This window comes from Rhabdaerophilum calidifontis (assembly GCF_008641065.1).
In the GTDB taxonomy this organism is placed as follows: Bacteria; Pseudomonadota; Alphaproteobacteria; order Rhizobiales; family Beijerinckiaceae; genus Rhabdaerophilum; species Rhabdaerophilum calidifontis.
Map to the genome: position 1 here is coordinate 120,759 of NZ_VTRS01000004.1, position 24,698 is coordinate 145,456.

Annotated in this window: 23 protein-coding genes and 1 tRNA gene; 10 read left to right on the plus strand and 14 right to left on the minus strand. The window is 68.2% G+C overall.

Annotated elements, in window-relative coordinates; all coding sequences use genetic code 11:
* Positions 1–5: 5 nt before the first annotated feature.
* The 3 genes from FWJ24_RS08705 to FWJ24_RS08715 form a co-directional block, all read right to left on the minus strand.
* A complete protein-coding gene (locus tag FWJ24_RS08705; RefSeq protein ID WP_246155624.1) occupies positions 6–1,538 on the minus strand; it encodes a type II and III secretion system protein family protein in 1,533 nt (510 codons plus the stop codon).
* A complete protein-coding gene (cpaB, locus tag FWJ24_RS08710) occupies positions 1,535–2,332 on the minus strand; it encodes a Flp pilus assembly protein CpaB (RefSeq protein ID WP_150287426.1) in 798 nt (265 codons plus the stop codon). The genes FWJ24_RS08705 and cpaB overlap by 4 nt, the downstream gene beginning before the upstream one ends.
* A gap of 126 nt (positions 2,333–2,458) precedes the next feature.
* Entirely contained in the window at positions 2,459–2,992 is a 534-nt protein-coding gene (locus FWJ24_RS08715) for an A24 family peptidase (RefSeq protein ID WP_246155625.1), read from the minus strand.
* Between the two features lie 66 nt (positions 2,993–3,058).
* On the opposite strand from FWJ24_RS08715, the gene arfB reads away from it, so the two are divergent.
* Positions 3,059–3,490: an alternative ribosome rescue aminoacyl-tRNA hydrolase ArfB gene (gene arfB / locus FWJ24_RS08720; RefSeq protein WP_150287427.1), complete on the plus strand. Its 432-nt coding sequence runs from the start codon at positions 3,059–3,061 to the stop codon at positions 3,488–3,490.
* Between the two features lie 15 nt (positions 3,491–3,505).
* On the opposite strand, the gene gyrB is transcribed toward arfB, so the two are convergent.
* From gyrB to mutM, 9 genes are all read right to left on the minus strand, one after another.
* Positions 3,506–5,929 carry a DNA topoisomerase (ATP-hydrolyzing) subunit B gene (gene gyrB, locus FWJ24_RS08725; protein WP_150287428.1) on the minus strand — a complete coding sequence of 808 codons (2,424 nt, stop codon included), beginning with the start codon at positions 5,927–5,929 and terminating at the stop codon, positions 3,506–3,508.
* A 137-nt stretch (positions 5,930–6,066) separates the two neighbouring features.
* Positions 6,067–6,681 (minus strand): LysE family translocator, encoded by a 615-nt coding sequence (locus FWJ24_RS08730; protein ID WP_150287429.1) that lies wholly within the window; start codon positions 6,679–6,681, stop codon positions 6,067–6,069.
* Positions 6,682–6,751: 70 nt separating this feature from the next.
* Positions 6,752–7,879 (minus strand): DNA replication/repair protein RecF, encoded by a 1,128-nt coding sequence (gene recF, locus FWJ24_RS08735; protein ID WP_150287430.1) that lies wholly within the window; start codon positions 7,877–7,879, stop codon positions 6,752–6,754.
* 2 nt (positions 7,880–7,881) lie between these two features.
* Entirely contained in the window at positions 7,882–9,000 is a 1,119-nt protein-coding gene (gene dnaN, locus FWJ24_RS08740; protein ID WP_150287431.1) for a DNA polymerase III subunit beta, read from the minus strand.
* A gap of 195 nt (positions 9,001–9,195) precedes the next feature.
* Positions 9,196–10,629 (minus strand): chromosomal replication initiator protein DnaA, encoded by a 1,434-nt coding sequence (gene dnaA, locus FWJ24_RS08745; RefSeq protein ID WP_246155638.1) that lies wholly within the window; start codon positions 10,627–10,629, stop codon positions 9,196–9,198.
* A gap of 804 nt (positions 10,630–11,433) precedes the next feature.
* Positions 11,434–11,700, minus strand: coding sequence for a 30S ribosomal protein S20 (gene rpsT, locus FWJ24_RS08750; protein ID WP_150287433.1), 267 nt, complete (start codon positions 11,698–11,700; stop codon positions 11,434–11,436).
* Positions 11,701–11,901: 201 nt separating this feature from the next.
* Positions 11,902–12,702, minus strand: a complete 801-nt coding sequence (locus tag FWJ24_RS08755; RefSeq protein ID WP_150287434.1) for a TSUP family transporter — start codon at positions 12,700–12,702, stop codon at positions 11,902–11,904.
* Between the two features lie 27 nt (positions 12,703–12,729).
* Complete coding sequence (locus FWJ24_RS08760) at positions 12,730–13,512, minus strand: enoyl-CoA hydratase (protein WP_150287435.1); 783 nt, start codon at positions 13,510–13,512, stop codon at positions 12,730–12,732.
* Positions 13,513–13,640: 128 nt separating this feature from the next.
* Positions 13,641–14,504: a bifunctional DNA-formamidopyrimidine glycosylase/DNA-(apurinic or apyrimidinic site) lyase gene (gene mutM, locus FWJ24_RS08765; RefSeq protein WP_150287436.1), complete on the minus strand. Its 864-nt coding sequence runs from the start codon at positions 14,502–14,504 to the stop codon at positions 13,641–13,643.
* 104 nt (positions 14,505–14,608) lie between these two features.
* Here mutM and ubiE point away from each other — a divergent pair, with 104 nt between their 5' ends.
* From ubiE to FWJ24_RS08795, 6 genes are all read left to right on the plus strand, one after another.
* Positions 14,609–15,358 carry a bifunctional demethylmenaquinone methyltransferase/2-methoxy-6-polyprenyl-1,4-benzoquinol methylase UbiE gene (ubiE, locus tag FWJ24_RS08770; protein WP_150287437.1) on the plus strand — a complete coding sequence of 250 codons (750 nt, stop codon included), beginning with the start codon at positions 14,609–14,611 and terminating at the stop codon, positions 15,356–15,358.
* Between the two features lie 9 nt (positions 15,359–15,367).
* Positions 15,368–16,909 (plus strand): 2-polyprenylphenol 6-hydroxylase, encoded by a 1,542-nt coding sequence (gene ubiB / locus FWJ24_RS08775; RefSeq protein ID WP_150287438.1) that lies wholly within the window; start codon positions 15,368–15,370, stop codon positions 16,907–16,909.
* 16 nt (positions 16,910–16,925) lie between these two features.
* Positions 16,926–18,224: a bifunctional phosphopantothenoylcysteine decarboxylase/phosphopantothenate synthase gene (locus tag FWJ24_RS08780; protein WP_150287439.1), complete on the plus strand. Its 1,299-nt coding sequence runs from the start codon at positions 16,926–16,928 to the stop codon at positions 18,222–18,224.
* A gap of 30 nt (positions 18,225–18,254) precedes the next feature.
* On the plus strand, positions 18,255–18,719 hold the full coding sequence (dut, locus tag FWJ24_RS08785) for a dUTP diphosphatase (protein WP_150287440.1): 465 nt from the start codon (positions 18,255–18,257) through the stop codon (positions 18,717–18,719).
* 128 nt (positions 18,720–18,847) lie between these two features.
* Positions 18,848–19,822 (plus strand): cysteine synthase A, encoded by a 975-nt coding sequence (cysK, locus tag FWJ24_RS08790; RefSeq protein ID WP_166443641.1) that lies wholly within the window; start codon positions 18,848–18,850, stop codon positions 19,820–19,822.
* A 96-nt stretch (positions 19,823–19,918) separates the two neighbouring features.
* Positions 19,919–19,995: transfer RNA gene (locus FWJ24_RS08795), tRNA-Arg, on the plus strand.
* A gap of 101 nt (positions 19,996–20,096) precedes the next feature.
* Here FWJ24_RS08795 and FWJ24_RS08800 read toward each other — a convergent pair.
* On the minus strand, positions 20,097–20,543 hold the full coding sequence (locus FWJ24_RS08800) for a hypothetical protein (RefSeq protein ID WP_150287442.1): 447 nt from the start codon (positions 20,541–20,543) through the stop codon (positions 20,097–20,099).
* A 185-nt stretch (positions 20,544–20,728) separates the two neighbouring features.
* Positions 20,729–21,445 (minus strand): GntR family transcriptional regulator, encoded by a 717-nt coding sequence (locus FWJ24_RS08805; protein WP_150287443.1) that lies wholly within the window; start codon positions 21,443–21,445, stop codon positions 20,729–20,731.
* A gap of 377 nt (positions 21,446–21,822) precedes the next feature.
* On the opposite strand from FWJ24_RS08805, the gene dctP reads away from it, so the two are divergent.
* The 3 genes from dctP (at position 21,823) to FWJ24_RS08820 (ending at position 24,698) form a co-directional block, all read left to right on the plus strand.
* A complete protein-coding gene (gene dctP, locus FWJ24_RS08810; RefSeq protein WP_150287444.1) occupies positions 21,823–22,824 on the plus strand; it encodes a TRAP transporter substrate-binding protein DctP in 1,002 nt (333 codons plus the stop codon).
* Positions 22,825–22,902: 78 nt separating this feature from the next.
* On the plus strand, positions 22,903–23,400 hold the full coding sequence (locus FWJ24_RS08815) for a TRAP transporter small permease (RefSeq protein WP_150287445.1): 498 nt from the start codon (positions 22,903–22,905) through the stop codon (positions 23,398–23,400).
* Positions 23,397–24,698, plus strand: coding sequence for a TRAP transporter large permease (locus tag FWJ24_RS08820; RefSeq protein ID WP_150287446.1), 1,302 nt, complete (start codon positions 23,397–23,399; stop codon positions 24,696–24,698). The genes FWJ24_RS08815 and FWJ24_RS08820 overlap by 4 nt, the downstream gene beginning before the upstream one ends.

A 24,698-nucleotide genomic window follows, 5' to 3' on the forward strand; every position in this document is an offset into this window, starting at 1 on the left:
ATCCCTCAATCATGGATGAAGCCGACCGGGCCGGGCTTGGCGAGCGCGGCCGGCGCCTTGGCGCCGCTGCCATAGGTGCGGTTGAGCCGGCCGACGAAGACGGTCGAGGGGTCGGTGGCGTCGGCATAGCCGTCATCGGGCTTGGCGATCTGGCCCGACGCGCTCGGCCGGGCGATGAAGGGCTGCACGAGGATCAGCAATTCGGTCTCGAAGCGCTGGTAATCGCGCGAGCGGAACAGGCTGCCGAGGATGGGGAGGTTCATGGCGCCGGGCAGGCCGTTGATCGCCTGGCGCGATTGCTGCTGGATCAGCCCGGCGGTCGCGAGCACGCCGCCGGAAGGCAGTTCGACCGTCGTCTCGGCCTTGCGGGTGCGGAAGCCCGGCACCACCGAGCTGGTGAAGCGGAAGGACGCGTCAGGATCGATCTCGGACACCTCGGTCGCGAGCCGGATCGAGATCCGGTTCTCGCTCAGCACCACGGGCGTGAAATTGAGGGTGACGCCGATGGGCTTGTAATCCACCGTCACCGTGCAGGCCGTGCCGCCGAACACCGAGCCGGTCGCGGAACAGGTCTCGCTGCGCGGCACCGCCACCTCGCCGCCGGCGAGGAATTTCGCCGTCTCGCCCGAAATCGCGGTCAGGTTCGGCTCGGCGAGCGTCCGCAGCACGCCCTGCCGCTCCAAGGCCCGGAGCGTGCCGGTCTTGCCGGCGAAATTGCCGGTCAGCGCGGTGTTGGAGAGCGGATTCTGGCGCTGGACCGAGAACGGATTGTCGGTCACCACGCCCAGCGCGGAGCCCGCAACCGACCATTCGCCGTTGATGTTGATGCCGAGCTGCTTCAGCACCGAGCGCTGGATCTCGGCAATCGTCACCTTGAGCATGATCTGGTCGCGCCCGCGCACCTGGAGCGCGTTCACGACCTTGCCCGAACTGCCGCCGATGCCGAGGAAACCGCTCGACTGGCCGACGAGATTGTTGGCGATATCAACCGCGCTCTGCACTTCGAGCGCGGAATCGACCGTGCCGGACAGGACGAAATTGTCGCCGACGCTCGCGACCTGGATCGCGGCCTTGGGCAGCGCCTTGCGCAGCACCTCGCGCAGGATGGAGAGTTCGCGCCCGAGCTCCTTCGAAACGCCGATATCGAGCGCCGCGAGCTGGGCGCCGTCCCGGTCCATCACGAAGACCGAGGTCGTGCCGGCGCCGGTGCCGATGATGAAGATCTTGCGCGGCGTCCGCACCACGGCGTTGGCGACCTTCGGCTCGGCGACGAATACCTCGCCCGCATCGCGCGGCAGGTCGATCACGATCGATTTGCCGATGGACAGGTCCACGCGGCGCGCAAGCGTCGAATCGGCCGCGCCCGGTGCCATGCGCGGGGTCGGGACCGTCTCATAGGGCACGCCGCCGAAATGCCGGCCGGGGGTCTGGGCCGAGGCCGGCGCGACCGGACCGGCGAGGAGCAGGGCCGCGAGGCCGAGCAGCGGGGCGGCGAAAGGCGCGGGCATCCGCGCCGGGGCCGGACGATTCGTTCTCATCGGTTGGGCACCTCCTGCGCGATGCCGAAGCGCACCACCGTCACGGTATGGGCGGGGCTGCGGGCGCGGGATTCGTCGGGCTTGTTGGCGTCGGCCATGGAACGCAGCGCCAGCGCCAGCGAGCCGGTGCGCTGGTAGAGCGTGACGAGTTCGGCCTGGGCAGGGTCGAGTTCGAGGGTCGCGGTCTCGCCCACCACGACGCGCTCGCCGTTCTTCTCCTGGATGTTCTGGCCGATCGCCAGAACGCGGACATTGGTGAGGACTGTCGAACTCTGGAAGACATCCACCCCGGCGCGCTGCGAGGCTTCGGGGTCGCGGCGGGTGGTGATGACATCGACGAAATCGTTCGGGAGGATGAAGCCGCCGGCGCTCGTCGCGCCGCGGCTGTCGATGGAGATCGCGATCGCGCGCTTGCCGGAGGGCAGGATCGCCGACAGGAACCCCGAGCCGGAGCCCTTGATCACCTTCTCCTCGCGGATCGGCTCGTTGGCGTAGAAGGATTGCCGCGTGATCGCGCCCTTGAACTCCTCCAGCGCGTTCGGCCGGGCCGCGCGCTGGATCATGGCGTTCTGCGCGAGTTCCGCCGGCCAGGGCATCCAGGCGAGTTCCTCGTCGCCGAGGGCGGTCCCCATCGGCAGGTCGCGTTTGGCGACCAGCACCTCGGCGCGCTTCACCTCCGGCGCCGGTTCCGGCACGGTGACGGTGATCGGGGCGGGCTGGCGCCCCGAAAGCAGCAGCGCGATGAGGCCTGCCACCCCGGCGACGCCGGCGATGATCAGACGGGCGGGTTTCATGACCGGGCATTCCCCACGAAACGGCGGGCGCGGAAGGCGCCTCGGGAACCGATTTCAGCAGCCAAAGATCAAGGTATGGTTAATCGCGGCTTGCGAATCGTCGTTGACCAATCGTGAAGGTCGCGCTCACGCGCCGGCAACCGCCTTCCAGACATCGGTATAGGGGTAGATGGCGAGCCCCGCCGCCGCGAGCGCAATACCATAGGGGATGCCGGTCTTGTGGTGGTGGAGCCGCGCGATCCAGTCGATCCGCATCAGCGCCGCGGGCATCAGATAGCGCCGCCAGGAGAGGATCAGCAGCGTCAGCACCCCGCCGAACAGCGAGGCGAAGACCAGGTATTCGAGCAGAACGCCGAAGCCGCACCACAGCGCTGTGGCGGCCGCGAGCTTGGCGTCGCCGCCGCCGATCCAGCCGAAGGCGAACATCGCGAACGCCACGACCAGCACCGCCGCCCCCGCCGCGACATGCAGCGCGAGGGTTTCGAGCGGCATGCCGGTCAGGATCGCCATGCCGAGGAAGCCGGCGATCAGCAGCAGCGAGACCCGATTGGGGATCGTCATGGTGAGGAGGTCGCTGGCGGCGGCGAACGCCATCAGCGCCGGGAAGAACATCAGCAGCACCGGCTCCATCACTCGCTCCGGATCACCCGCCACGATCATGCGTGACAATCGTGCCGTTCTAGCGCAAGGCTCCTCGCGATCCGGTTAATGCGGCGGGAGGCCGCGATGGAAAGCGGCCGCTTCATCCTCGAAGGGCTCGGCTGGCGGGTGCCGGCCGAGGCCGTGGAATTGCGATTCACCCGCGCCGGCGGACCCGGCGGGCAGAATGTCAACAAGGTCTCGACCGCGGTCGAACTGCGCTTCACGCTCGCCGCCGCGCCGCTCCATCCCAATCATGCCGCGCGGCTCGCAGCCAAGGCGGGCGACCGGCTGACCCGCGAGGGCGTGATCGTGCTCCGCGCCGAACGCTTCCGCTCCCAGGAGCGCAACCGCGAGGACGCGCTCCAGCGGCTCGCCGCACTGATCGAAGCCACCGCCCGCCCGCCGCGCGACCGCATCGCGACGCGACCGACGCGCGCGTCCAAGGAGCGGCGCCTCAAGGCCAAATCCGGCCGCGCGGAGATAAAGTCCGGCCGCGCCCGGGTGCAGCCGGACTGAGCCGGCCGGCGCGTTTCAGACGTCGAGATTGCTGACGCTGAGCGCATTCTCCTGGATGAAGGCGCGGCGCGGCTCGACGACATCGCCCATGAGGCGGACGAAAATATCCTCCGCCTCCGCGACATCCCTCAGCTTGACCTGGAGCAGCGAGCGGACATTGCGATCGAGCGTCGTCTCCCAGAGCTGCTCCGGGTTCATCTCGCCGAGCCCCTTGTAGCGCTGGAGCGTCAGCCCCTTGCGGGCAATGCCGGTCACCGCCTCGAACAGGCTGACCGGGCCGAAGACCGGGATCTCGTCGCCCCGGCGCAGGAAACGCGCCGGCTTGCCGTAAAGCTCCTGAAGTGTGGCCGCGCGCTCGTCGAGCTTGCGCGCCTCGGCCGAGGCCAGCAGGCCGGGATCGAGCGTCGCGGTTTCGGTCACGCCGCGCAGGGTGCGCCGGAAGACGAAACCACCTTTTTCCACCGCGCCGCTCCAGCCGCGCTCGAGATCGTCGGAGATCGCATCGAGCCGCCGCGCGACATAGGCCGCCGCCGCCTCGCTCCCCGCCTCGTCGGCGAAGAGCATCGGGTTCAGCGCCCCCGCAATCGCCGCCTGCTCGATGATCCGCCGATCGTAGCGCGAGTGCAGCGCCGCCATCACCTGCCGCACGAAGCGGGCTTCGTCGATCGCGCGGCGAAGATCCTCGCCGGCGATCTCCGCGCCGGAGCCGAGCCGGAGCACCGCGCCATCGAGAGCGACGCCGACCAGGTAATCCTCGAGCGCGCGTTCGTCCTTGAGGTAGGTCTCGCTCTTGCCGCGCGCCGCCTTGTAGAGCGGCGGCTGGGCGATGAAGACATGGCCGCGCTCGATCAGCTCCGGCATCTGCCGGAAGAAGAAGGTCAGCAGCAGGGTGCGGATATGGGAGCCGTCCACATCCGCGTCGGTCATGATGATGATCTTGTGGTAGCGCAGCTTGTCGGGGTTGAATTCCTCACGCCCGATCCCGGTTCCGAGCGCGGTGATCAGCGTGCCGATCTCCTGGCTCGAGAGCATCTTGTCGAAGCGTGCGCGCTCGACATTGAGGATCTTGCCGCGCAGCGGCAGCACCGCCTGGAAACGGCGGTCGCGGCCGTTCTTCGCCGAGCCTCCGGCCGAATCGCCCTCGACGAGCAGCAATTCGCTCTTCGAGGGGTCACGCTCCTGGCAATCCGCCAGCTTGCCGGGTAGGGAGGCGATGTCGAGCGCACCCTTGCGCCGGGTCAGCTCGCGCGCCTTGCGCGCCGCCTCGCGCGCCGCCGCGGCCTCGACCACCTTGCCGACGACCGCTTTCGCCTCGCCCGGATTCTCCTCGAGCCATTGGCCGAGCGCGTCGTTCATCACGCTTTCGACCACCGGCCGCACCTCGGAGGAGACGAGCTTGTCCTTGGTCTGGGAGGAGAATTTCGGGTCCGGCACCTTGACCGAGAGCACCGCCGTCAGCCCCTCGCGGCAATCGTCACCGGTGAGGGAGACCTTCTCCTTCTTCGAGATGCCGCTCGCATCGGCATAGGCCGTGATCTGGCGCGTCAGCGCGGCGCGGAAACCGGCGAGATGCGTGCCGCCGTCGCGCTGCGGGATGTTGTTGGTGAAGCACAAAACGGTTTCGTGGTAGCTGTCGTTCCACCACAGCGCGACCTCGACCGTGATCCCGTCCTGCTCCTTGCGGATGAGGAGCGGCCGGCCGATCAGCGCCTGCTTGGCGCGGTCGAGATAGCGGACGAAGGCCTCGAGCCCGCCCTCATAGACCAGTTCGACCCGCTTCTGCTCGGCATGGCGGCTGTCGGTGAGGATGATGCGGACACCGGAATTGAGGAAGGCGAGTTCGCGCAGCCGGTGTTCGAGCGTGCCGAAATCGAACTCGACCATGGTAAAGGTCTCGGGGGACGGCAGGAAGGTGACTTCCGTGCCGCGCCGCCCGCCGCCCTCTCCCACCACCGCGAGCGGCGCCACCGCGTCGCCATGGCGGAATTCCATCGCGTGCTCCTTGCCGTTGCGCCAGATGCGCAGGCGCAGCCAGGTCGAAAGCGCGTTGACCACCGAAACGCCGACACCGTGCAGGCCGCCGGAGACCTTGTAGGAATTCTGGTCGAATTTGCCCCCGGCATGGAGCTGGGTCATGATGACCTCGGCCGCCGAGACCCCCTCCTCGGGGTGGATGTCGGTCGGAATGCCGCGCCCGTTATCGGTCACGGTGCAGGACCCGTCGGCATTGAGCGTGACCGTTACCTCGGTCGCGTGGCCGGCAAGCGCCTCGTCGATCGCGTTGTCGACGACCTCGTAGACCATGTGGTGCAGGCCGGATCCGTCATCGGTGTCGCCGATATACATGCCCGGCCGCTTGCGGACGGCGTCTAGTCCCTTGAGGACTTTGATCGAATCGGCGCCGTAAGCGGCGGCGCTGTCGGGATTGGGCTCGTCCATCAGGACCCCTGTTCGAGAACGTCGAATCAACATTCTCCTATAGACCGCTCCGCGCGCACGCGCACGCGCGAAAGCGGAATATCACCCGATCCGGCCGGGAACAGGGTGGAGAACGGCGCCGGGCGGCGCGGCCGACGTCACCGGCTCGCGACGACGAGGGCGGTGCCCGCCATCACCCCGGCCGTGCCCCGGTTGATGCGCCGGAGCGCCCGCTCCGAACGGAACAGCCTGCGGGCGCGATCCGCGAGCAGGACATAGCCGAGAAAGATCGTCGAGAGCACGAGCGCGATGACCAGCGCGAGCTCCAGCGCCGCCGTCATGGTCACCGCCGCCGGATCGACGACGAGCGGCATGATCGAGAGGAAGAAGACCATGGTCTTCGGATTGCCCAAGGTCAGCAGATAGGCGCCGACGAAGACGCCGAAACCGCCGCCGCCACGCGTCTGCGCGGCTTCAGCCGGGGGCGCGGGCGGGGCCCGCCAGATCTGCCAGGCCATGTAGAGCAGATAGGCCGCGCCGGCATATTTCATCGCCTGGAAGAGCGGCGCATAGGTCTGCGCGACCAGGGTCAACCCGAGCACCGCCGTCGCGAACCAGGTGAGATCCCCCGCGACAAGCCCCGCGATGAAGGCCCCCGAACCCCGCCGGCCGCGCCCCAGCGTGCGGGCGACGATCGCCGCGACCGCCGGCCCCGGCGAGGCGACGGCCAGCGCATAGACCGGAACGAAGACGAGCAGGGTGGAGAGCATCATCGGCACCTTCCGAAAGGATGCCGCCATGATGCAGGCAGGAGCCGGTGAGGCAAGGGGTTAACGGCAGGTCTCACAGCCGCCCGACACGGCCTTCGGCCACCGCCAGCAGCGCCGCATCCGCCCCGAGGCCGGCAAAGAGCTGCGGGTCCGTTCCGGTCATGAACACCTGGCCGCCGAGCCTCTCCAGTCCCCGGAACAGCGCCGCGCGCCGCTCCGGGTCGAGATGCGCGGCCAGTTCGTCGAGCAGCAGGAGCGGGGCCGCGCCGCGCATCTGGCGGATCAGCCCGGCCTGCGCGAGCAGCAGCCCGATCAGCAGCGCCTTCTGCTCGCCCGTCGAGCATTGCGCGGCGGGCTGGTTCTTGGGGCCGTGGACCACCAGGAGATCCGCGACCTGCGGCCCGACCAGCGCCCGCCCGGCGGCACGGTCGCGCGAACGATGCGCGGCGAGCGCGGCGCGGAACCAATCCTCCACCGCGCCGGCCGGCTCCGCCAAGAGCCGCGTCTCGATCTCCCCCGTCAGCGCAACCTGGGCATGGGGAAAGGCCGGGTCCGCCGCCGGCGCGCCGGCAAGCGCGGCGAGGCGGCGCACGGTCTCGACACGCGCCGCCGCCAGCGCGGTGCCGAGCTCGGCGATCTCCTGCTCGATCGCATCGAGCCAGCGCGCGCCGCCACCCTCCTCCAGAAGGCGGTTGCGATGACGCAAGGCCTGCTCGTAGCGCCCGGCCCGCGTGCCATGCGCAGCATCGACCGCGAGCACCAGGCGATCGAGGAAGCGGCGCCGGTCCCCCGGCGGGCCGCGGAACAGCCCGTCCTGATCCGGCGTCAGCCAGAGCAGCGCGAGATGATCGAGGAAGCGGTTCGCGGAAGGCACCGGCGCGCGGTCGATCCGGCATTGACGCTGCACCTCGCCCGGCTGGAGCGCGGTTGCAAGCGCGAGCGGACCGGTGACGGTCGCGAATTCCGCGAAAACCGAAAACCCGCCGCTCCCGCCCTGGCGCGGGATGGCGTCGAGCGCAGCGCGCCGCAATCCGCGGCCGGGGCTCAGCAGCGCGATCGCTTCGAGGATATTGGTCTTGCCGGCGCCGTTCGGCCCCACGAAGGCCGTCAGCATCGCGCCGCAGGCGAGATCGAGCGCGGGATAATTGCGGAAATCGGCCAGGCGCAGCCGGAGGAGCCGCGGGCCGGCGGAAGCCGCCATGCTCAGACGCGCATCGGCATCAGCACATAGAGGCTCGATGCGCCCTCCCGATCCTGGATCAGCGTGGGGGAGCCGGAATCCGCGAGCTTCATCAGCGCCGTGTCGCCCTCGAGCTGACCGACGATATCGAGCAGGTAGCGGGCATTGAAGCCGATCTCGAGCGGGGCCGCCTCGTAATCGACCGCGAGTTCCTCGATCGCCTGCCCGGCATCGGGATTGTGCACGGACAGGGTGAGCTTGCCATCCCCCAGCGAGAACTTGACCGCGCGGCCGCGTTCGGAGGAAATCGTCGAGACCCGATCGACGGAGCGCGCGAAATCGTCGCGCTCCACGGTGAGGAACTTGTCGTTGCGCTGCGGGATGACGCGGGCGTAATCGGGGAAGGTGCCGTCGATCAGCTTCGATGTCAGCACGATGGGCCCCACGGTCGCGCGGATCTTGACGCCGGACAGCTCGATCGCGATCGATTGATCGCCATCGTCCAGCAGCTTCTGGAGTTCCGCGACCGTCTTGCGCGGAACGATCACGCCCGGCATGCCGGCAGCGCCCTGCGGCGCCGGCACATCGGCGAGCGCGAGGCGATGGCCGTCGGTCGCCACCGCACGCAGCCGCGCCGCGCCGTCGATCTCCACTGCGTGGAGATAGATGCCGTTGAGGTAATAGCGCGTCTCTTCGGTCGAGATCGCGAACTGGGTCTTTTCGATCAGCGTGCTCAGATCGCGGGCCGGAATCGCGAAGCGATGGCTCATCTCGCCGGCGGTGAGATCGGGAAAATCGCTCTCCGGCAGCGTCTGGAGCGAAAAGCGCGAGCGCCCCGAGCGCAGCGCCACCTGGCCGGACTGGCCGTCCTGCTCCAGCGAGACCTGCGCGCCATCGGCCAGCTTGCGGACGATGTCGTAGAGCACATGCGCCGGCACCGTCGTCGTGCCGGCGCGCTCGATTGCGGCCGGCATTTCCTCGACGATGTCGATATCGAGATCGGTCGCCTTCAGCGCGAGCACGCCGCCCTCGGCCCGGATCAGCACATTGGCGAGGATCGGGATGGTGTTGCGCCGCTCGACGACGCGATGCACATGCCCCAGGGCCTTGAGCAGCGCGGCCTGTTCCACCGTCACCTTCATCGCCTACACCCGTTCCGCACTTCCCCGCCCCTGCCCGGCGAACCTTCCCGGGGCATTCCCGCCGGGTCGGGCACGATGGCGCGGCGCACAAGAAAGCGCAAGGCCTCTGGCGAAGCGGGGCGGGCATGCGCATGGATTTGCACATGGATTTGCCACATGGACGCGGGCGGACGCCGCGCAGGCGCCGTCTTGCGGCTATTCCTGCAGCATGCGCTTGAGATGATCGATCTCGCCGGCCAGTTCCTGATCGGTCGAGAGCATGCCCTCGATCTTGCGCACCGCATGCAGGACCGTGGTGTGGTCGCGGCCGCCGAAGCGCCGGCCGATCTCCGGCAGCGAACGCAGGGTCAGCGATTTCGCGAGGAACATCGCGATCTGCCGCGGGCGCACCACGGTCGCCGTGCGGCGCGAGGAGAGGATGTCCGCGCGCGTCACGTTGTAATGGTTGGCGACGAGCCGCTGGATGTCCTCGATCTTGACCCGGCGCGGCTCGCGATGCCGGACAAGATCGCGGATCGCCTCCTCGGCGGCGGCAATGTCGAGCGCGCCGCCGGTCAGCGTCGCATGGGCGAGCAGGCGGTTGACCGCGCCTTCGAGATCCCGGCCATTGGTGGTTATCATCCGCGCGACATGCGCCACCACATCCGGGGGCACCTCGAAACCGGGGAGATGCGCCTTGGCGACCTGGATGCGGCTTTCGAGGATCTTGATCCGCAAGGCCTCGTCGAGCGCGCCGATCTCGACGACGAGCCCGCCCGCGAGCCGCGATTGCACGCGCTCCTCCAGCCCCTCGAGATCGGAGGGCGCACGATCGGCGGCGACGATCACCTGCTTGCCGGCATCGATCAGCGCGTTGAGCGTGTGGCAGAATTCCTGCTGCACCTTCGGCCCGGCGAGGAACTGGGCATCGTCGATGACGAGCACGTCAATGCCGCGCAGCGTCTCCTTGAAAGCGATCGCCGTCTGGGCCTTCAGCGAGGCGACGAAGCCGTACATGAAACGCTCGGCCGTCAGATAGAGCACCCGTCGGCCGGTGGCCTCGACGGCCTGCGCCGCGCCCTGGAGCAGATGCGTCTTGCCGAGCCCCACGGCCGCGTGGATGAAGAGCGGGTTGAAGACAGGCAATTCGTTGGCGCGGGCCTGCACCACCTGCATCGCGGCGGCATGCGCCATGATGTTGGAGCGGCCGACCTGGAAGGAGGTAAGCGCGAGGCGTTTGTCGAGCGGCGAGCCCATCTGCCCGTCGGATTCGGGAGCATGCATCTCGGCGCGGGGTGCCGTTTCACTGGCGCGCGCCGGCTGCGCCGCAGGCTCCGCGGCCGGCCGCAGGGCTTCCGCAGGCCGCTCGCCGCGCGGCGGCGCCGGCCGAAGCCCGGCAACCCGGACAACCACCGCGATGCGGGCGATGGCTTCGTTCTCGCGCGCGAAATGTGCCAGGATCTTCTCGAGATAATGCTGCTGGATCCAGTTGCGGAGAAACTTGGTCGGCACCGACAGCGTCACGACTGGCGGCGCGAAGCCGGCAAGCTCCAGGCAGCGGAACCAGCTCGCATAAACATCCTCGCCGAGTTCGGCGCGCAGGCGTCGCTGCACCCGCTCCCAGACGGGCGCTGCGGCGGCACCATCCATCGGGAGCGGCGCCTCGATGCGCGCCTCGCGGTCGATGTGATCCGGACCTTTCAGCATGTGGGAATCTCTGCAGGTTCGAGGCCCGTTAGAGCGGGCACGAAGTAAAAGGAAGATCAGCCACCGTTTCCGGCGGTCAAATCAGGTTCGATTGTCGATAGAACTCAGGGAAGCGCGCGACGGCGCTACAATTCCGGCCAGGGAGCCGAAACGGAAGCTGCAGTTCCATTCTTTCGGGATGCGTATCGTGACGCAATGACTGGCAGCTTGATCACATCGCCCCCCTGCTCTGTGATTCATGACTTCAAAGGCTGTCGACGGGTCGACGCGTTCGTTAAAAATCTCTTAAACAGCCCGAACGGGCGGCGCAACAGGCGATTTTTCCGTTCTCGCCGGGGGTGCGAAACCGGATTTCAAGCCTCCATACCGGCCCGTTTCGAGGCAAATTTTAAGTGCTTGATTCGGGGTTCCGAATCGATTTGCCGACTGTCCGGAGCCGGAGCCATTTCGGATACGGAATAGTTTTCAGGACGCATCCCTCCCCCACCATGTCGGCAAAGGAATTCGAGCCTGTATCAACTGGCTTTCCATATAACATGATGAAATTTATTGGACTTCTTTGTGCGCGCCAAAATCTGTCTTAGACTGGGACGGTGTCGCGACTGTCAAGCGCTTTTCCGGACTCGCCCTGAAAATTCGCGTCGCACCCGTTTTGCGTGCATTCGTGGCGCGCCGGAGCGGCGCAACAAAAAACGCGCCGGAATCCGGCGCGTTTTCTGACATGTCCAGCTTGAGGCCGGTCGAGCGTTACTGCGCGAGCGTGCGGATCCGCCGCACAAGCCGCGAAACCTTGCGCGCGGCGGTATTCTTGTGCGTGACGCCCTTCTGCGCGGCGCGACGCAGCAGCGGCTCGGCGGCCTTCATGGCCGCGAGCGCGGCGGCCTGGTCGCCGGCGGCGATCGCCTCCTCGACCTTGCGAACCGAGGTGCGCATGCTCGACCGGCGAGCCTTGTTGATTTCCGTACGGCGGATCGCCTGACGCGCCGCCTTCTTGGCTGATTTGGTATTCGCCATCGACCCAGGGACTCCGATCCGCTTCCCCCGCAGGCCCGCGGGCCCGCCGGAGATCTTGACCCCGCGCCCGGCCCCGCGGCCGGGCTGATCCCGACCTTCGGCACGCTGGGCGCACGAGAAAAACCAAGCGCGCCAGAAGCGGCGCGCAAGCGGGCTCTTTGCCATCTTCTCGCGGCGCGGTCAACGGGAATCGTCGGGCACTCAGCCCGCATTCCGCAGCCAGGCACCGAGCGGATGGGTCGGGTCCAGCATCAGCCGCACCGCCATGGCGATCGAGACGATCACCACCAGCGGCCGCACGAGCCGGCCGCCATGCCGGAGCGTCGTGCGCGCCCCGAGATGGGCGCCGGCGGCCGCGCTCGCCCCCATCAGCAGGCCAAGCGCCACCAGCACATGCCCGGCCGCGAGGAAGAAGGCCAAAGCGCCGATATTCGAGGCAAAATTCATCAGCTTGGTATGTGCGATGGCGCGCATCATCCCGTGCCCGGCGGCGAGGATCAGTGCCAGAAGATAGAAGGTGCCGGCGCCGGGGCCGAAAATGCCGTCATAAAGCCCGATCCCGATCCCGAAGGAGAGCGCGAACGGCAGCACCGCGAGCCGCGGCGCCGCATCCGCGTCGCCGAGCTTCGGCGCCCACAGCACGTAGAGCGCGATCGCGACCAGGATGACGGGGATCACCAGCCGCAGGAAGGCGGCCGGCGCGAGATGCGCGAGCCCGGCCCCGAGAACGCCGCCGGCCAGCGCCGCCAGGAAAAGCGGTCGCGCAAGCGCCGGCTCGATCCGCCCGGCGCGCCAGAAGGTCAGTGTCGCGGCGGCGACGCCGAACGTGCCCTGGAGCTTGTTGGTGGCGATGGCGGCCACCGGCGGCAACCCCGCAAGCAGCAGAGCCGGCACCGTGATGAGCCCGCCGCCGCCGGTGATCGCATCCACGAAGCCGGCGAGGAAGGCCGCCCCGGCAAGGATCGCCACCAGCTCCGCCGGCAGGCCGAAATCGATCACCATGCCGGCCCCCGTGCCGGGGCGCGGGACTCAGCCATGGAAATCGGGCTTCCGCTTCGCGATGAAGGCCGCCATGCCCTCCTTCTGGGCGCGGGTCGCGAACAGCGACTGGAAGACGCGGCGTTCGAAGCGGCACCCCTCGGCGAGCGTGGTCTCGAAGGCGCGGTTCACCGCCTCCTTGTTGAACAGCACGCTCTCCGGCGCGAATTCGGCGATCACGGCCGCAGCGGCGAGCGCCTCCTCGATGAGCTTCTCGACCGGCACGATGCGCGAGACGAGGCCCGCGCGTTCGGCCTCGGCGGCATCCATCATCCGCCCCGTCAGGCACATATCCATGGCCTTGGCCTTGCCGACGGCGCGGGCGAGGCGCTGCGAGCCGCCCCAGCCGGGCATGACGCCGAGCCTGATCTCCGGCTGGCCGAATTTCGCGTTCTCGGCCGCGATGATGAAATCGCACATCATCGCGATCTCGCAGCCGCCGCCGAGCGCGAAGCCGGCGACCGCGGCGATCACGGGCTTGCGGACGCGGGCGACCCGGTCCGGTCCGGAGCCGAAATCCTGGAGATAGCTCTCGGGATAGGTGAGATCGGCCATCGCCTTGATATCGGCGCCGGCCGCGAAGGCCTTCTCGGAGCCGGTCAGCACGATGGCGCCGATGCCCCTGTCCGCCTCGAAGGCCGAAAGCGCGCGGTCGAGTTCGTCGATCAGCTGCGCGTTGACGGCGTTGAGCGCCTGCGGCCGGTTGAGCCGGATCAGGCCGACCCGACCCTGGGTCTCGACAAGGATGGTCTCGTAGCTCTGCGGATCCGCCATGACATGTCCTCCCTCTTCCCCGCATAGCGCGGCTTCGATGCGTCGAACAAGCCACGCGGCGCCGCCGCCGTCTGTCAAGCGCGCGACAGGCGCCGGGCAGGGGCCGGAACGGCAAAGCGGACCACCGGCTAGACCTGGCAGGCGGGGCAATGGAAGGTCGAGCGCCCGGCCTGCACGAACCGCGCCACCCGCCCGCTGCAGCCGGGGGTGGGGCAGGCTTCGCCCTCCCGGTCGTAGACGTGGAAATCGTGCTGGAAATAGCCGAGCGAGCCGTCCTCGTGGCGGTAATCGCGCAGTGTCGAGCCGCCGGCCCGGATCGCCGCGTCGAGCACGTCGCGGATCGCCGCCGCGAGCCGGTCGATCTCGGGCGCGGCGATCGCGTGGGCCGGGCGCGCCGGCGCGATGCGCGCGCGGTGCAGCGCCTCGCAGACATAGATATTGCCGAGCCCGGCCACGATGCGCTGGTCGAGCAGCGCCGCCTTGACCAGCATGCGCCGCCCGGCAAAGCGCGCGGCGAGCAGGCCGGCGCTGAACCCGTTGCCGAGCGGCTCGACGCCAAGCCCGGCAAGGGCGGGATGCGCGTCGAGATCCTGCGTCGGCGCGAGCAGCATGAAGCCGAAGCGGCGCGGATCGTTGAAGACGAGCCGATATCCGTCCGCGAGGGCGAGGATGACATGATCATGCTGCGGCAGCCGGCCGGGATCGTGATGGAAGCGCCCCGGCGCCTCGGCAAGGCCCGGCCGGAGCAGGAGCAGGCGGCCGCTCATGCCGAGATGGATGACGAGCGTCTCGCCGGTCGAGAGGGGGACGAGCAGGTATTTCGCCCGCCGGCCGAGCGGCGCGATCGCCGCGCCGGTCACCCGTGCCGCGAAGCGCTCGGGCAGGGGAAAGCGCAGATCCGGCCGGTTGAGCGTGACATCGACGATCCGACGCCCTTCGAGATGCGGCGCGAGCCCGCGGCGGATGGTCTCGATTTCGGGCAGCTCGGGCACGGGGGCTCTCGACGGATCGATCCTTGTCGGAAGCCGGCATAGCGCGGCGCGCAAAGCTTCGCTATGGGTTTGCCGCGTGAAGGGGCGGCGGTTCGGAGGCGCGCATGGCGGAGACGACGCATTTCGGCTTCGAGGATATCCCGCTCGGCGAGAAGCAGGGCCGGGTCGACGATGTGTTCCACAAGGTCGCCGGCCGTTACGACCTGATGAACGACCTGATGAGCGCCGGCCTGCACCGCCTTTGGAAGGATGTGCTGGTCACGATGCTGCGCGTGCCGCGGAACCGCGCCTGGCGGCATCTCGACGTGGCGGGCGGAACGGGCGACGTGGCGTTCCGCATCCTCAAGGCCGGCGGCAGCCTCACGAAGGTCGACGTCCTCGACATCAACGCCTCGATGCTGGGCGTCGGCGCGGAGCGCGCGGCGGCGCGCGGATTCGGCGACCGCATCGCCTTCATCGAGGCCAATGCCGAATCGCTGCCGCTGCCGGCCGGGCATTACGATGGCTACACGATCGCGTTCGGCATCCGGAACGTGCCGCGCATCCCGCTCGCGCTGCAGGAGGCGCATCGGGTGCTCCGGCGCGGCGGCCGCTTCCTCTGCCTCGAATTCGCACCGGTGGAGACGCCGCTGCTCGACCGGATCTACGATGCCTATTCCTTCCATGTCATCCCGCCACTCGGCCGGCTGATCACGGGCGACGGCGAGCCCTATCGCTATCTCGTCGAATCGATCCGCAAGTTTCCGCGCCCCGGTGCCTTCGCCGAGATGATCGGCGCGGCCGGCTTCGCCAATGTCACGGTGCGGCCGATGAGCGGCGGGATCGTGAACATCCATTCGGGCTGGAAGCTCTGAGGCCAATCCGTGTTCGCGGCGCTCGGCCATTCCCTCCATCTCGCGCATGTCGGCTTCGTGCTCACGCGCGAGGGTGTGTTCGCGCTGGTGCCGCGCGACAGGGCGCCGGCGCCGCTGCGGCCGCTGCTCTGGCTGCTCGCCCGGCTCGCGCGGCGCGATGCCGGCCGGCGCGGCACGCGCATCGTCGCGGCGCTGACGCGGCTCGGCCCCTCCTATGTGAAGCTCGGGCAGTTCCTCGCGACGCGGCCGGATCTCGTCGGCATGGCGCTGGCGCGCGACCTCGAAGCGTTGCAGGACCGGATGCCGCCCTTCCCGCAGGCCGTCGCCGAGGCGCGGGTCGCCGCCGCGCTCGGCCGGCCGGTCGCGACGCTGTTCACGCAGTTCGGCCCCCCGGTCGCGGCCGCGTCGATCGCCCAGGTGCACCGCGCCGAGATCCTGGTGGCGGGCGAACGCCGACCGATCGCCGTCAAGATCACCCGGCCGGGGATCGAGCGCGTCTTCACCCGCGACATCGCGGCGCAGAAATTCATGGCCGGGCTCGTCGCCCGTCTCGTTCCCGCGATGCGGCGGCTCAAGCCGGTGGAGGTGGTGGAAACGCTCGAACGCACCGTGCGGCTCGAGATGGATCTGCGCTTCGAGGCGGCGGCGCTCTCCGAAATGGGCGACAATACGCGCGATGACCCCGATTTCCGGGTTCCAGCGGTGGAATGGGGGCTCACCGCGCGCGATTGCGTGACCCTCGAATGGATCGACGGGATCAAGCTCAACGATTTCGCCGGGCTCGATGCCGCCAGCATCGATCGCCGGGCGCTGGCGCGGGTGGCGATGCAGAGCTTCCTGCGCCATGCCCTGCGCGACGGCTTCTTCCACGCCGACATGCATCCCGGCAACCTGTTCGCCACGCATGATGGCACGCTTGTCGCGGTCGATCTGGGCATCATGGGGCGGCTCGGGCGCAACGAGCGCCGCTTCCTGGCCGAGATCCTGTTCGGGTTCATCACCCGCGATTACCGGCGCATCGCCGAGGTGCATTTCGAGGCGGGCTATGTGCCGCCGGTCCACGCCGTCGAGGATTTCGCGCAGGCGCTGCGCGCGGTGGGCGAACGGATCCACGGCCGCAGCGCCGCCGAGATCTCGATGGCGGAACTGCTGGGGCTGCTGTTCGAGATCACCGCGATCTTCGACATGGCGACGCGGACCGAACTCGTGCTGCTGCAGAAGACCATGGTCGTCGTCGAGGGCGTTTCGCGCGGGCTCGACCCGGAATTCGACATGTGGAAGGTGTCGGAGCCGATCATCCGTGCCTGGATCGAGCGCAATCTCGGCCCGGTCGGCCGGGTCGAGACGGCGGGGCGGGAGGTTGTTGCCCTGCTCGACGCGGCGCGCGAAGTGCCCGCGCTCGTCGCGCGCGCCAAGACGGCGCTTGCGGCGATCGAGGCGCGGCCGGCCCCCGCGCCCGCCCCCTCCGGCCTGCTGCGGATCCTGACGATCGGGGTTTGGCTTATCGCGTTCACGCTCGTTATGATCATGCTTGGAATCGGCGCCCCCTGACCGCCGGGAGAACAGGATGCTCCGCAATCGCTCCATCCTTCTGATCGTCGGCGGCGGCATCGCCGCTTACAAAACGGCCGAACTCATCCGCCTCATCCGCAAGGCCGGCGGCGGCGTGCGGGTGATCCTCACCGCGGCGGGGCGCGAATTCGTGACGCCGCTCACCCTGGCCGGGCTCTCCGGGGGGAAGGTCCACGAGGATCTGTTCTCGCTGACCGACGAGACCGAGATGGGGCATATCGAACTCTCCCGCTCGGCGGATCTCGTCGTCGTCGCGCCGGCGACCGCCGATCTGATGGCGAAGGCGGCGAACGGGCTCGCGAACGACCTCGCCTCGACCGCCTTGCTCGCCACCGACAAGCGGGTGCTGATGGCGCCGGCGATGAATGTGCGGATGTGGCTCCACCCCGCCACGCAGCGCAACCTCGCGACCCTGCGCGGCGATGGCGTGCTGATCGTCGGCCCCGGCGAGGGCGAGATGGCCTGCGGCGAATTCGGGCCCGGCCGCATGGCCGAGCCGAGCGAGATCCTCGCCGCGATCGAGGCGGCGCTGGCGACCGGCATTCCCATGCCCGCGCCGGCGCCCATCCCCGAGATCGCCGGCCCAGGCTACGGACCAAGCCACGGATCGCTCGCGGGCCGGCACGTGCTGATCACCGCCGGGCCGACGCATGAGCCGATCGACCCCGTCCGCTACATCGCCAATCGCTCCTCCGGCAAGCAGGGCTACGCGCTCGCCGCGGCGGCGCGCGAGGCCGGAGCGCGGGTGACGCTCGTCTCCGGCCCGGTGACGCTCGCGCCGCCGGCCGGCGTGACGCTCGTCGCGGTCGAGACCGCCCGCGAGATGGACGCGGCGGTGGAGGCGGCGCTGCCGGCGGATCTCGCGATCTTCGCCGCGGCCGTCGCCGATTGGCGGACCCGGGATGCCGCCGGCGAGAAGATCAAGAAGGACGGCGCCGCGCCGGCCCCGCTCGCGCTCGTCGAGAATCCGGACATCCTCGCGCGGGTCGCGCGGCATCCGGGCCGGCGGCCGGCGCTGGTGATCGGTTTCGCGGCCGAGACGGAGAAGGTGATCGAGCATGCCCGCGCCAAGCTCGCCCGCAAGGGCTGCGACGCCATCATCGCCAACGATGTCTCGCCCGGAACCGGCGTGATGGGCGGGGACCGCAACCGCGTCCATATCGTCACGCCCGAGGGAATCGAGGATTTGCCGGACATGCCGAAGGATGCCGTCGCGCGGGCGCTGATCCGGCGGTTCGCGGCAATGCTCGGCGCGGGCGGAGCCCCCGCCGCCGCCCCGGAACGCCACCCCTGAACCCCATCCGATCCCCGCGAGTTCGTGCCCATGCCACCTGCTCCCCTGACGCTGCTTGCCCTCAAACGCCTGCCGCATGGCGAGGGTTTGCCGCTGCCGGCGCCCCATTCCGCCGATGCCGCCGGGTTCGATCTCGCCGCGGCGCTGCCGGAGGCACGGCCGCTGGTGCTGCCGCCCGGCGCGCGGGGTCTGGTGCCCACCGGCTTCGTGTTCATGCTCGCGCCGGGTTTCGAGGCGCAGGTCCGGCCCCGGTCCGGGCTGGCGCTGAAGCACGGTGTCACGGTTCTCAACGCGCCCGGCACGATCGACGCCGATTATCGCGGCGAGGTCCAGGTCCTGCTGATCAACCATGGCAGCGCGGATTTCACCATCACGCGCGGCATGCGGATCGCGCAATGCGTGGTGGCGGCGGTGGCGCCGCTCGCGATCCGGGAGGTCGCGGAAACGGACATGACGGCACGCGGCGCGGGCGGTTTCGGCTCGACTGGATTCTAGATCCGCTTTCAGGTCGCCTTTCAGAAATTTTTCCTGTCCGATGGCCTGCAATCGCAAGTCTGAAGAACTTGTTTCCCGCTTTCCGCACGCCTAGCTTCCCGGCACAGGAATTGCCGATGGAGCATGCCATGTCCGCCAGGATCGCCCCGCAGACGAAGCCCGGCCGCGGCCGGATTTTCGGCTCGATCACCGAGACCATCGGCGATACCCCGATCGTGCGTCTCGACCGGCTCGCGAAGGCCGAGGGGGTGAAGGCCAATCTCCTCGCCAAGCTCGAATTCTTCAACCCGATCGCCTCGGTCAAGGACAGGATCGGCGTCGCGATGATCGAGGCGGCGGAAGCCGCCGGAGAGATTTCGCCGGACAAGACCGTTCTCGTCGAGCCGACCTCGGGCAATACGGGCATCGCGCTCGCCTTCGTCGCGGCGGCGAAAGGCTACCGGCTCATCCTCACCATGCCCGAGACCATGTCGATCGAGCGGCGCAAGATGCTGAGCTTCCTCGGCGCGGAGCTTGTGCTCACCGAGGGGCCCAAGGGCATGAAGGGCGCCATCGCCAAGGCCGAGGAGATCATCGCCGCCACGCCCGGCGCGGTGATGCCGCAGCAATTCCGCAACCCGGCCAACCCGGAGATCCATCGCCGCACCACAGCGGAGGAAATCTGGAACGATACCGGCGGCGAGATCGATGCCTTCGTCGCCGGCGTGGGCACCGGCGGCACCGTCACCGGCGTCGGCCAGGTGCTGAAGCCGCGCCGGCCGGGGCTCAAGGTGTTCGCGGTCGAGCCGGTGGAAAGCCCGGTGCTGTCCGGGGGCGCGCCGGGTCCGCACAAGATCCAGGGCATCGGCGCCGGCTTCGTGCCGGATATCCTCGACCGCGGGGTGATCGACGAGGTGCTCAAGGTCGACAGCGCCACCGCGATCGCGACCTCCCGCCGCCTCGCGCGGCTCGAAGGCGTGCCCGGCGGCATCTCCTCGGGCGCGGCGGTCGCCGCGGCGCTGGAGGTCGCGAAGCGGCCGGAGATGGCGGGCAAGACCATCGTCCTCATCATCCCGTCCTTCGCCGAACGCTATATTTCCAGCCTGCTGTTCGAGGGGCTGTGAGTGCCGGCCGGTGCCGGGGCCGCAAACGGACGGCACCGGATGTCGCGCCGAAGCGGTTGCGGGCGCGGGCATGTTCGGCTACAGGCAGAGATCGTGGCACCCGTAGCTCAGCTGGATAGAGTGTTGGATTCCGAATCCAAAGGTCGCAGGTTCGAATCCTGCCGGGTGCGCCAGCCTTTCCCAAGGCTCGACAAGCGCTGAAATCGCCTCAGCTCAGAGCCCCGGATGTGTCGCGCGCCGCGCATCCGGTCGCCGCGGCTGAACGGAAAGCCGTTCACGCACCGCCCTTGCAGCGCTGAAGCGCCAGATTGCCGCCCCCGCCTTTTGGATCGCTCCAGCCCACACGCCCGTTGGGCAGGGCCCGCGCCACCCCGCCATAGGCCACCGAACATTCACAGGAGCGGCGCGAGACCGGGTTGGCGATGCGCCGGCATTCTGAGCCGAACCGGGGCGCATAGACCACGGGGCGGCCGTAGGTTGAGGCCGGACCTCGCCGATAGGCCCAACGGGGGCGCATGCTGCCCGAAGCCCTGACCGCGCGATGGCGGAAGATCTCGCGTCCCTGCCGGTCATAGGCGATCACGGTTCGCGAGACGGGGTCGTAGCGGATGTCGTATTGCGCCGCCCCCGGCGGAGCGTGGCGCGGATAAAGCTGCGCCCTGACCGGCCTGGCCATCGCCAAGGCCGCTGCGAACAACACGACATTCAAGGAACGCATCATCGCCAATCCCTCGAGAAGGTGGCTGCACTCCATCCGCAGCAGCGATTGGAGGAAAGCTCGCAAGGTGTCCGGAACAGGCCCTGCCCCGAATTGCCCGGGCCGCTCGAACGCCGCCTCCCTTGTCTTCGAAGCTGAAACGGGAAGGCCGCGCCGCCCTCCGACCGCTAACAGAGCAGAGGCGGGGCTCAGCGGGCGCGGCGCACGCGCGGGCCGCCGGCGCGGCCAGCTTCGGCCGCGAGCCGAGGCGCGAGCACGATCGTCCGATAGCGCGGCCGCATCTGCATCACATGCGCGGCAAGAATGGTCTCCGCCTGCATCAGCTGACCACCGGCCACCGCACGGATGATCTCGCGATGCTCTTCCACCGATCGGGACTGGTTGTCGGGCGGACCGAGCAGCCGCGTTCGCACCGCGCTGATCCGCCCCGAGATCAGTTGATAGGCCTGGACGAGAAACTGGTTGCCGCAATTGGTGAGGAACGCCTCGTGCAGCGCCGCATCCGCCGCCGCCCAGCCGATCCGATCTCCGGCGGCAATCGCCGCGTCCATCCGGGCCTGCGCGGCCTCGAGCTCCTCGACAAGCCGGATGCGATCGCGCGCATGGGAGAGCCACATCGCCCGGGTTTCGACGACCAGGCGGAACTCGCACAATTCCGCCATTTCTTCCTCCGTCGGATCGAAGACGAAACTGCCGCGCTGCGGCTGGGTGGTGATCAGCCCCTGCATTTGCAGCGCCGTCAGCGCTTCGCGCACCGGGGTGCGGCTGATGCCGAGCGCACTCGCCAGCCGATCCTCTGACAAGGCCTCGCCGAGCGCCAGTTCACCGGTGATGATCGCGTCGCGGATCCGTGCAGCCGCGAGCGCCGCAAGGGAAGGACCGCGCAGGGGCGTGAGGGGGTGCATCGACTCCGATCATCCTGTGACGCCCGAATTCTAGGCTGGGCACAGGCGCTGTTCAAGCCTGTTGATGTCACTTGTCCAGATAAACTATATCGTATACAATTATTACTATATGTTTTTGTACATACAGGTGCTTTGCGCTCATGATTGATGCTATATTCTCATGAATCCGAATGTTGACAGATTGTCTGCATGTCTGATTGAATACGGTATGGCAGATGGTCTCGCATCAGCCATGATCGCGGCTCACGTCCGGCGGCACGAGCGTTTGTGCCCCCCGCCCCCGGCAGCTATGATGCCGCTGCGCCATAAACGACCGGAACGGTCGAAGAAGAAACGGCCCGGAGAGAGACGCTTCCAGGCGATACGAGGAGGAATCCATGACCATGATGACCAATCGCCGCGCCGTGCTGGCGGGCCTCGCCGGGGCTTCGGCGATGCTGTCGCTCGGCATGTCCGCGCGCGCCCAGCAGAAGATCGTGCTGCGCCTGTCCTCGCCGGCGACGCCGACGGATCAGCGCGCGCTGGGCCTCATCAATCATTTCGGGCCGGCGGTCAGCGCGTTCGCGGACTTCCAGCCGCACTGGAATGCCATCCTGTTCAAGCAGGGCACCGAACTCGAGGCGATCTCGCGCGGCAATCTCGAGATGTCGATCGCCTCTGCGCAGGAGCTCTCCACGATCTTCCCACAATGGTCGATCTTCACCGCCGGCTATCTGCTTCGCTCGGCCGAACACCAGAAGAACGTCTTCGCCTCGGACGTGATGACGCCGATGAAGCAGATGGTCGAGGACAAGCTCGGCGTGAAGCTGATCTCGGTGATGTATCTCGGCAAACGCCACGTGAACCTGCGCTCGGACAAGGAGATCAAGACGCCGGCCGATCTCGCGGGCGTGAAGCTGCGCATGCCGCCGTCCGAGTCCTGGCAGTTCCTCGGCAAGGCGCTCGGCGCCAACCCGCTGCCGATGGCCTTCCCCGAGCTCTACACCGCACTTCAGGTCGGCGCGATCGACGGCCAGGACAACCCGCTGCCGACGGTTCGCGATTCCAAGTTCTACGAGGTCACGAAGCAGATCGTGCTGACCGCGCATCTCGTCGACTGGAACTTCCTGACACTCGGCAAGAAGGTCTGGGATAAGTTCACGCCCGACCAGCAGAAAATCGTCCAGAAGGCGGCTGACGATGCCTGCGAGGCCGCGCGGCAGGCGCAGCTCAAGCTCGAAAGCGAACTGGAAGCCTTCATGAAGGAGAAGGGGCTGAAGGTCTACGCGCCGGATCTCAACGCCTTCCGCACGACGGTTCAGAAGGCCTATCTCGAATCGAAATTCGCGAAGGACTGGCCGGCCGGCATGGTCGATAAGATCAACGCGATCCCCGGCTGATCCCGCCGGGCGGGCGTGCCTTGCGCCCGCCCGCCTCATCCGCCGCGCCCGCGCGCTCCCCGCTCCCGGAGCCCTGTCATGAAAGCGATCGGCCGTTTCCTGCAGCGTCGGGCCGAGGATGTCCTCGTCCTGCTTGCAGCCGCGATGTTCTTCGCATTCCTGATCCAGATCGGTACGCGCTACCTGCTCAACGATCCCGCCGCCTGGCCGCATGAGGTGATCGTCATCAGCTGGCTGTGGCTGATCTTCTGGGGCGCGGCCTTCTTCCTGCGCGATCGCGATCAGGTGAAGTTCGACGTGCTCTATACCATGGCGCCGGCGCGGGCGCGGCGGGCGATGTCGCTCGCCGTTGCGCTGGCCTTCGTGATCCTGTTCGCGCTCTCGGCGCCGGCGACCTGGGATTTCATCGCCTTCAAGGGCATTCGCGGCACCGATCATTTCGGCATCCCGCTGAGCTATGTCTTCTCGGTCTACCTGCTGTTTCTCGCCGGAGCGATCCTCCATTACGCGCACCGTGCGGTGCGGCTGATCCGCGGCGACGATCTCGGCGCCATCGATGCGGGGGAATCGTCGTGAGCCCCGAATTCTTCTGGTGCATCATTGCCCTGTTCGCGCTGGCCGGGCTCGGCGCACCGATCGCGCTGGCAATGATCGCCGCCTCGATCCTTTATCTCCTGGCAAAGGGACAGGATCCGGGCCTCGCGGCCGAGCAGATGATCCAGGGCATCTATGACGGGTTCCTGCTGCTCGCCATCCCGCTCTTCATCATCGCCGCCAACGTGATGAATGCGGGGACGATCTCCGAGCGGCTGCTGCATTTCTGCCTCGCGCTGGTTGGCCGGTTCCGGGGCGGGCTCGGCCATGTCAATGTCGTCGCCAACATGATCTTCGCCGGCATGTCCGGCTCGGCGGTGGCGGATGCCGTCGGCCTCGGCAAGATCATCATCGGCATGATGACCAGGGAGGGGCGCTATTCGCCCGGCTACGCCGCCGCCATCACCGCCGCCGCCTCGACGATCGGGCCGATCATCCCGCCCTCGATCCCGATGGTGATGTATGCCCTCGTCTCGGATACCTCGATCGGCTATCTCTTCCTCGGTGGCTTCGTCCCCGGCGTGATGATGGGGCTCGCGCTGATGGTGCTCAACGCCCGGCAGGCGCGGCGCGAGAACGTGCCGCTCGAAGTGCCGGTGCCGCGCGCGGAACTGCCGCGGCTGACGATCCGCGCCTTTCCGGCGCTGATGATGCCGGTGATCCTGCTGTTCGGCATCTATGGCGGTGCGACGACCCCGACAGAGGCGGCGGCGATCGCGGCCTTCTACGCGCTCCTCGTCGCGACCTTCCTCTATCGCGCGGTGTCGTTTCCGACGCTCTACACCGTATTCTCCGAGAGCGCGCGGGCCACGGCCTCGGTCGGGCTGGTGATCGGCGCCTCGCTGATCTTCAATTATATCGTCGCCGCCGAGAATATCCCCGCCGCCGTCTCGAACCTGATGCAGGGGCTCAATGTCTCGCCGCTCGCCTTCCTGATCGGGATCAATATCCTGTTCCTGATCCTCGGCTGCCTGCTCGATGCGACGACGATCATCCTCGTCATCATCCCGCTCTTCATCCCGACTTGCCGGGCGCTGGGGATCGATCTCGTGCATTTCGGCGTCACGGCGGTGGTCAATTGCATGATCGGGCTGATCACGCCGCCCTATGGCGTGCTCCTCTTCGTCATCAACGCCATCACCGGCATTCCGCTGCGCACCATCATCCAGGCGATCTGGCCCTATATCGGCGTGCTGGTCGCGGCGCTGCTGGTGATGTTGCTGGTGCCGGACACCGTGCTCTATCTTCCGAAACTGTTCGGCTACGTGCCGCGCTCCTGA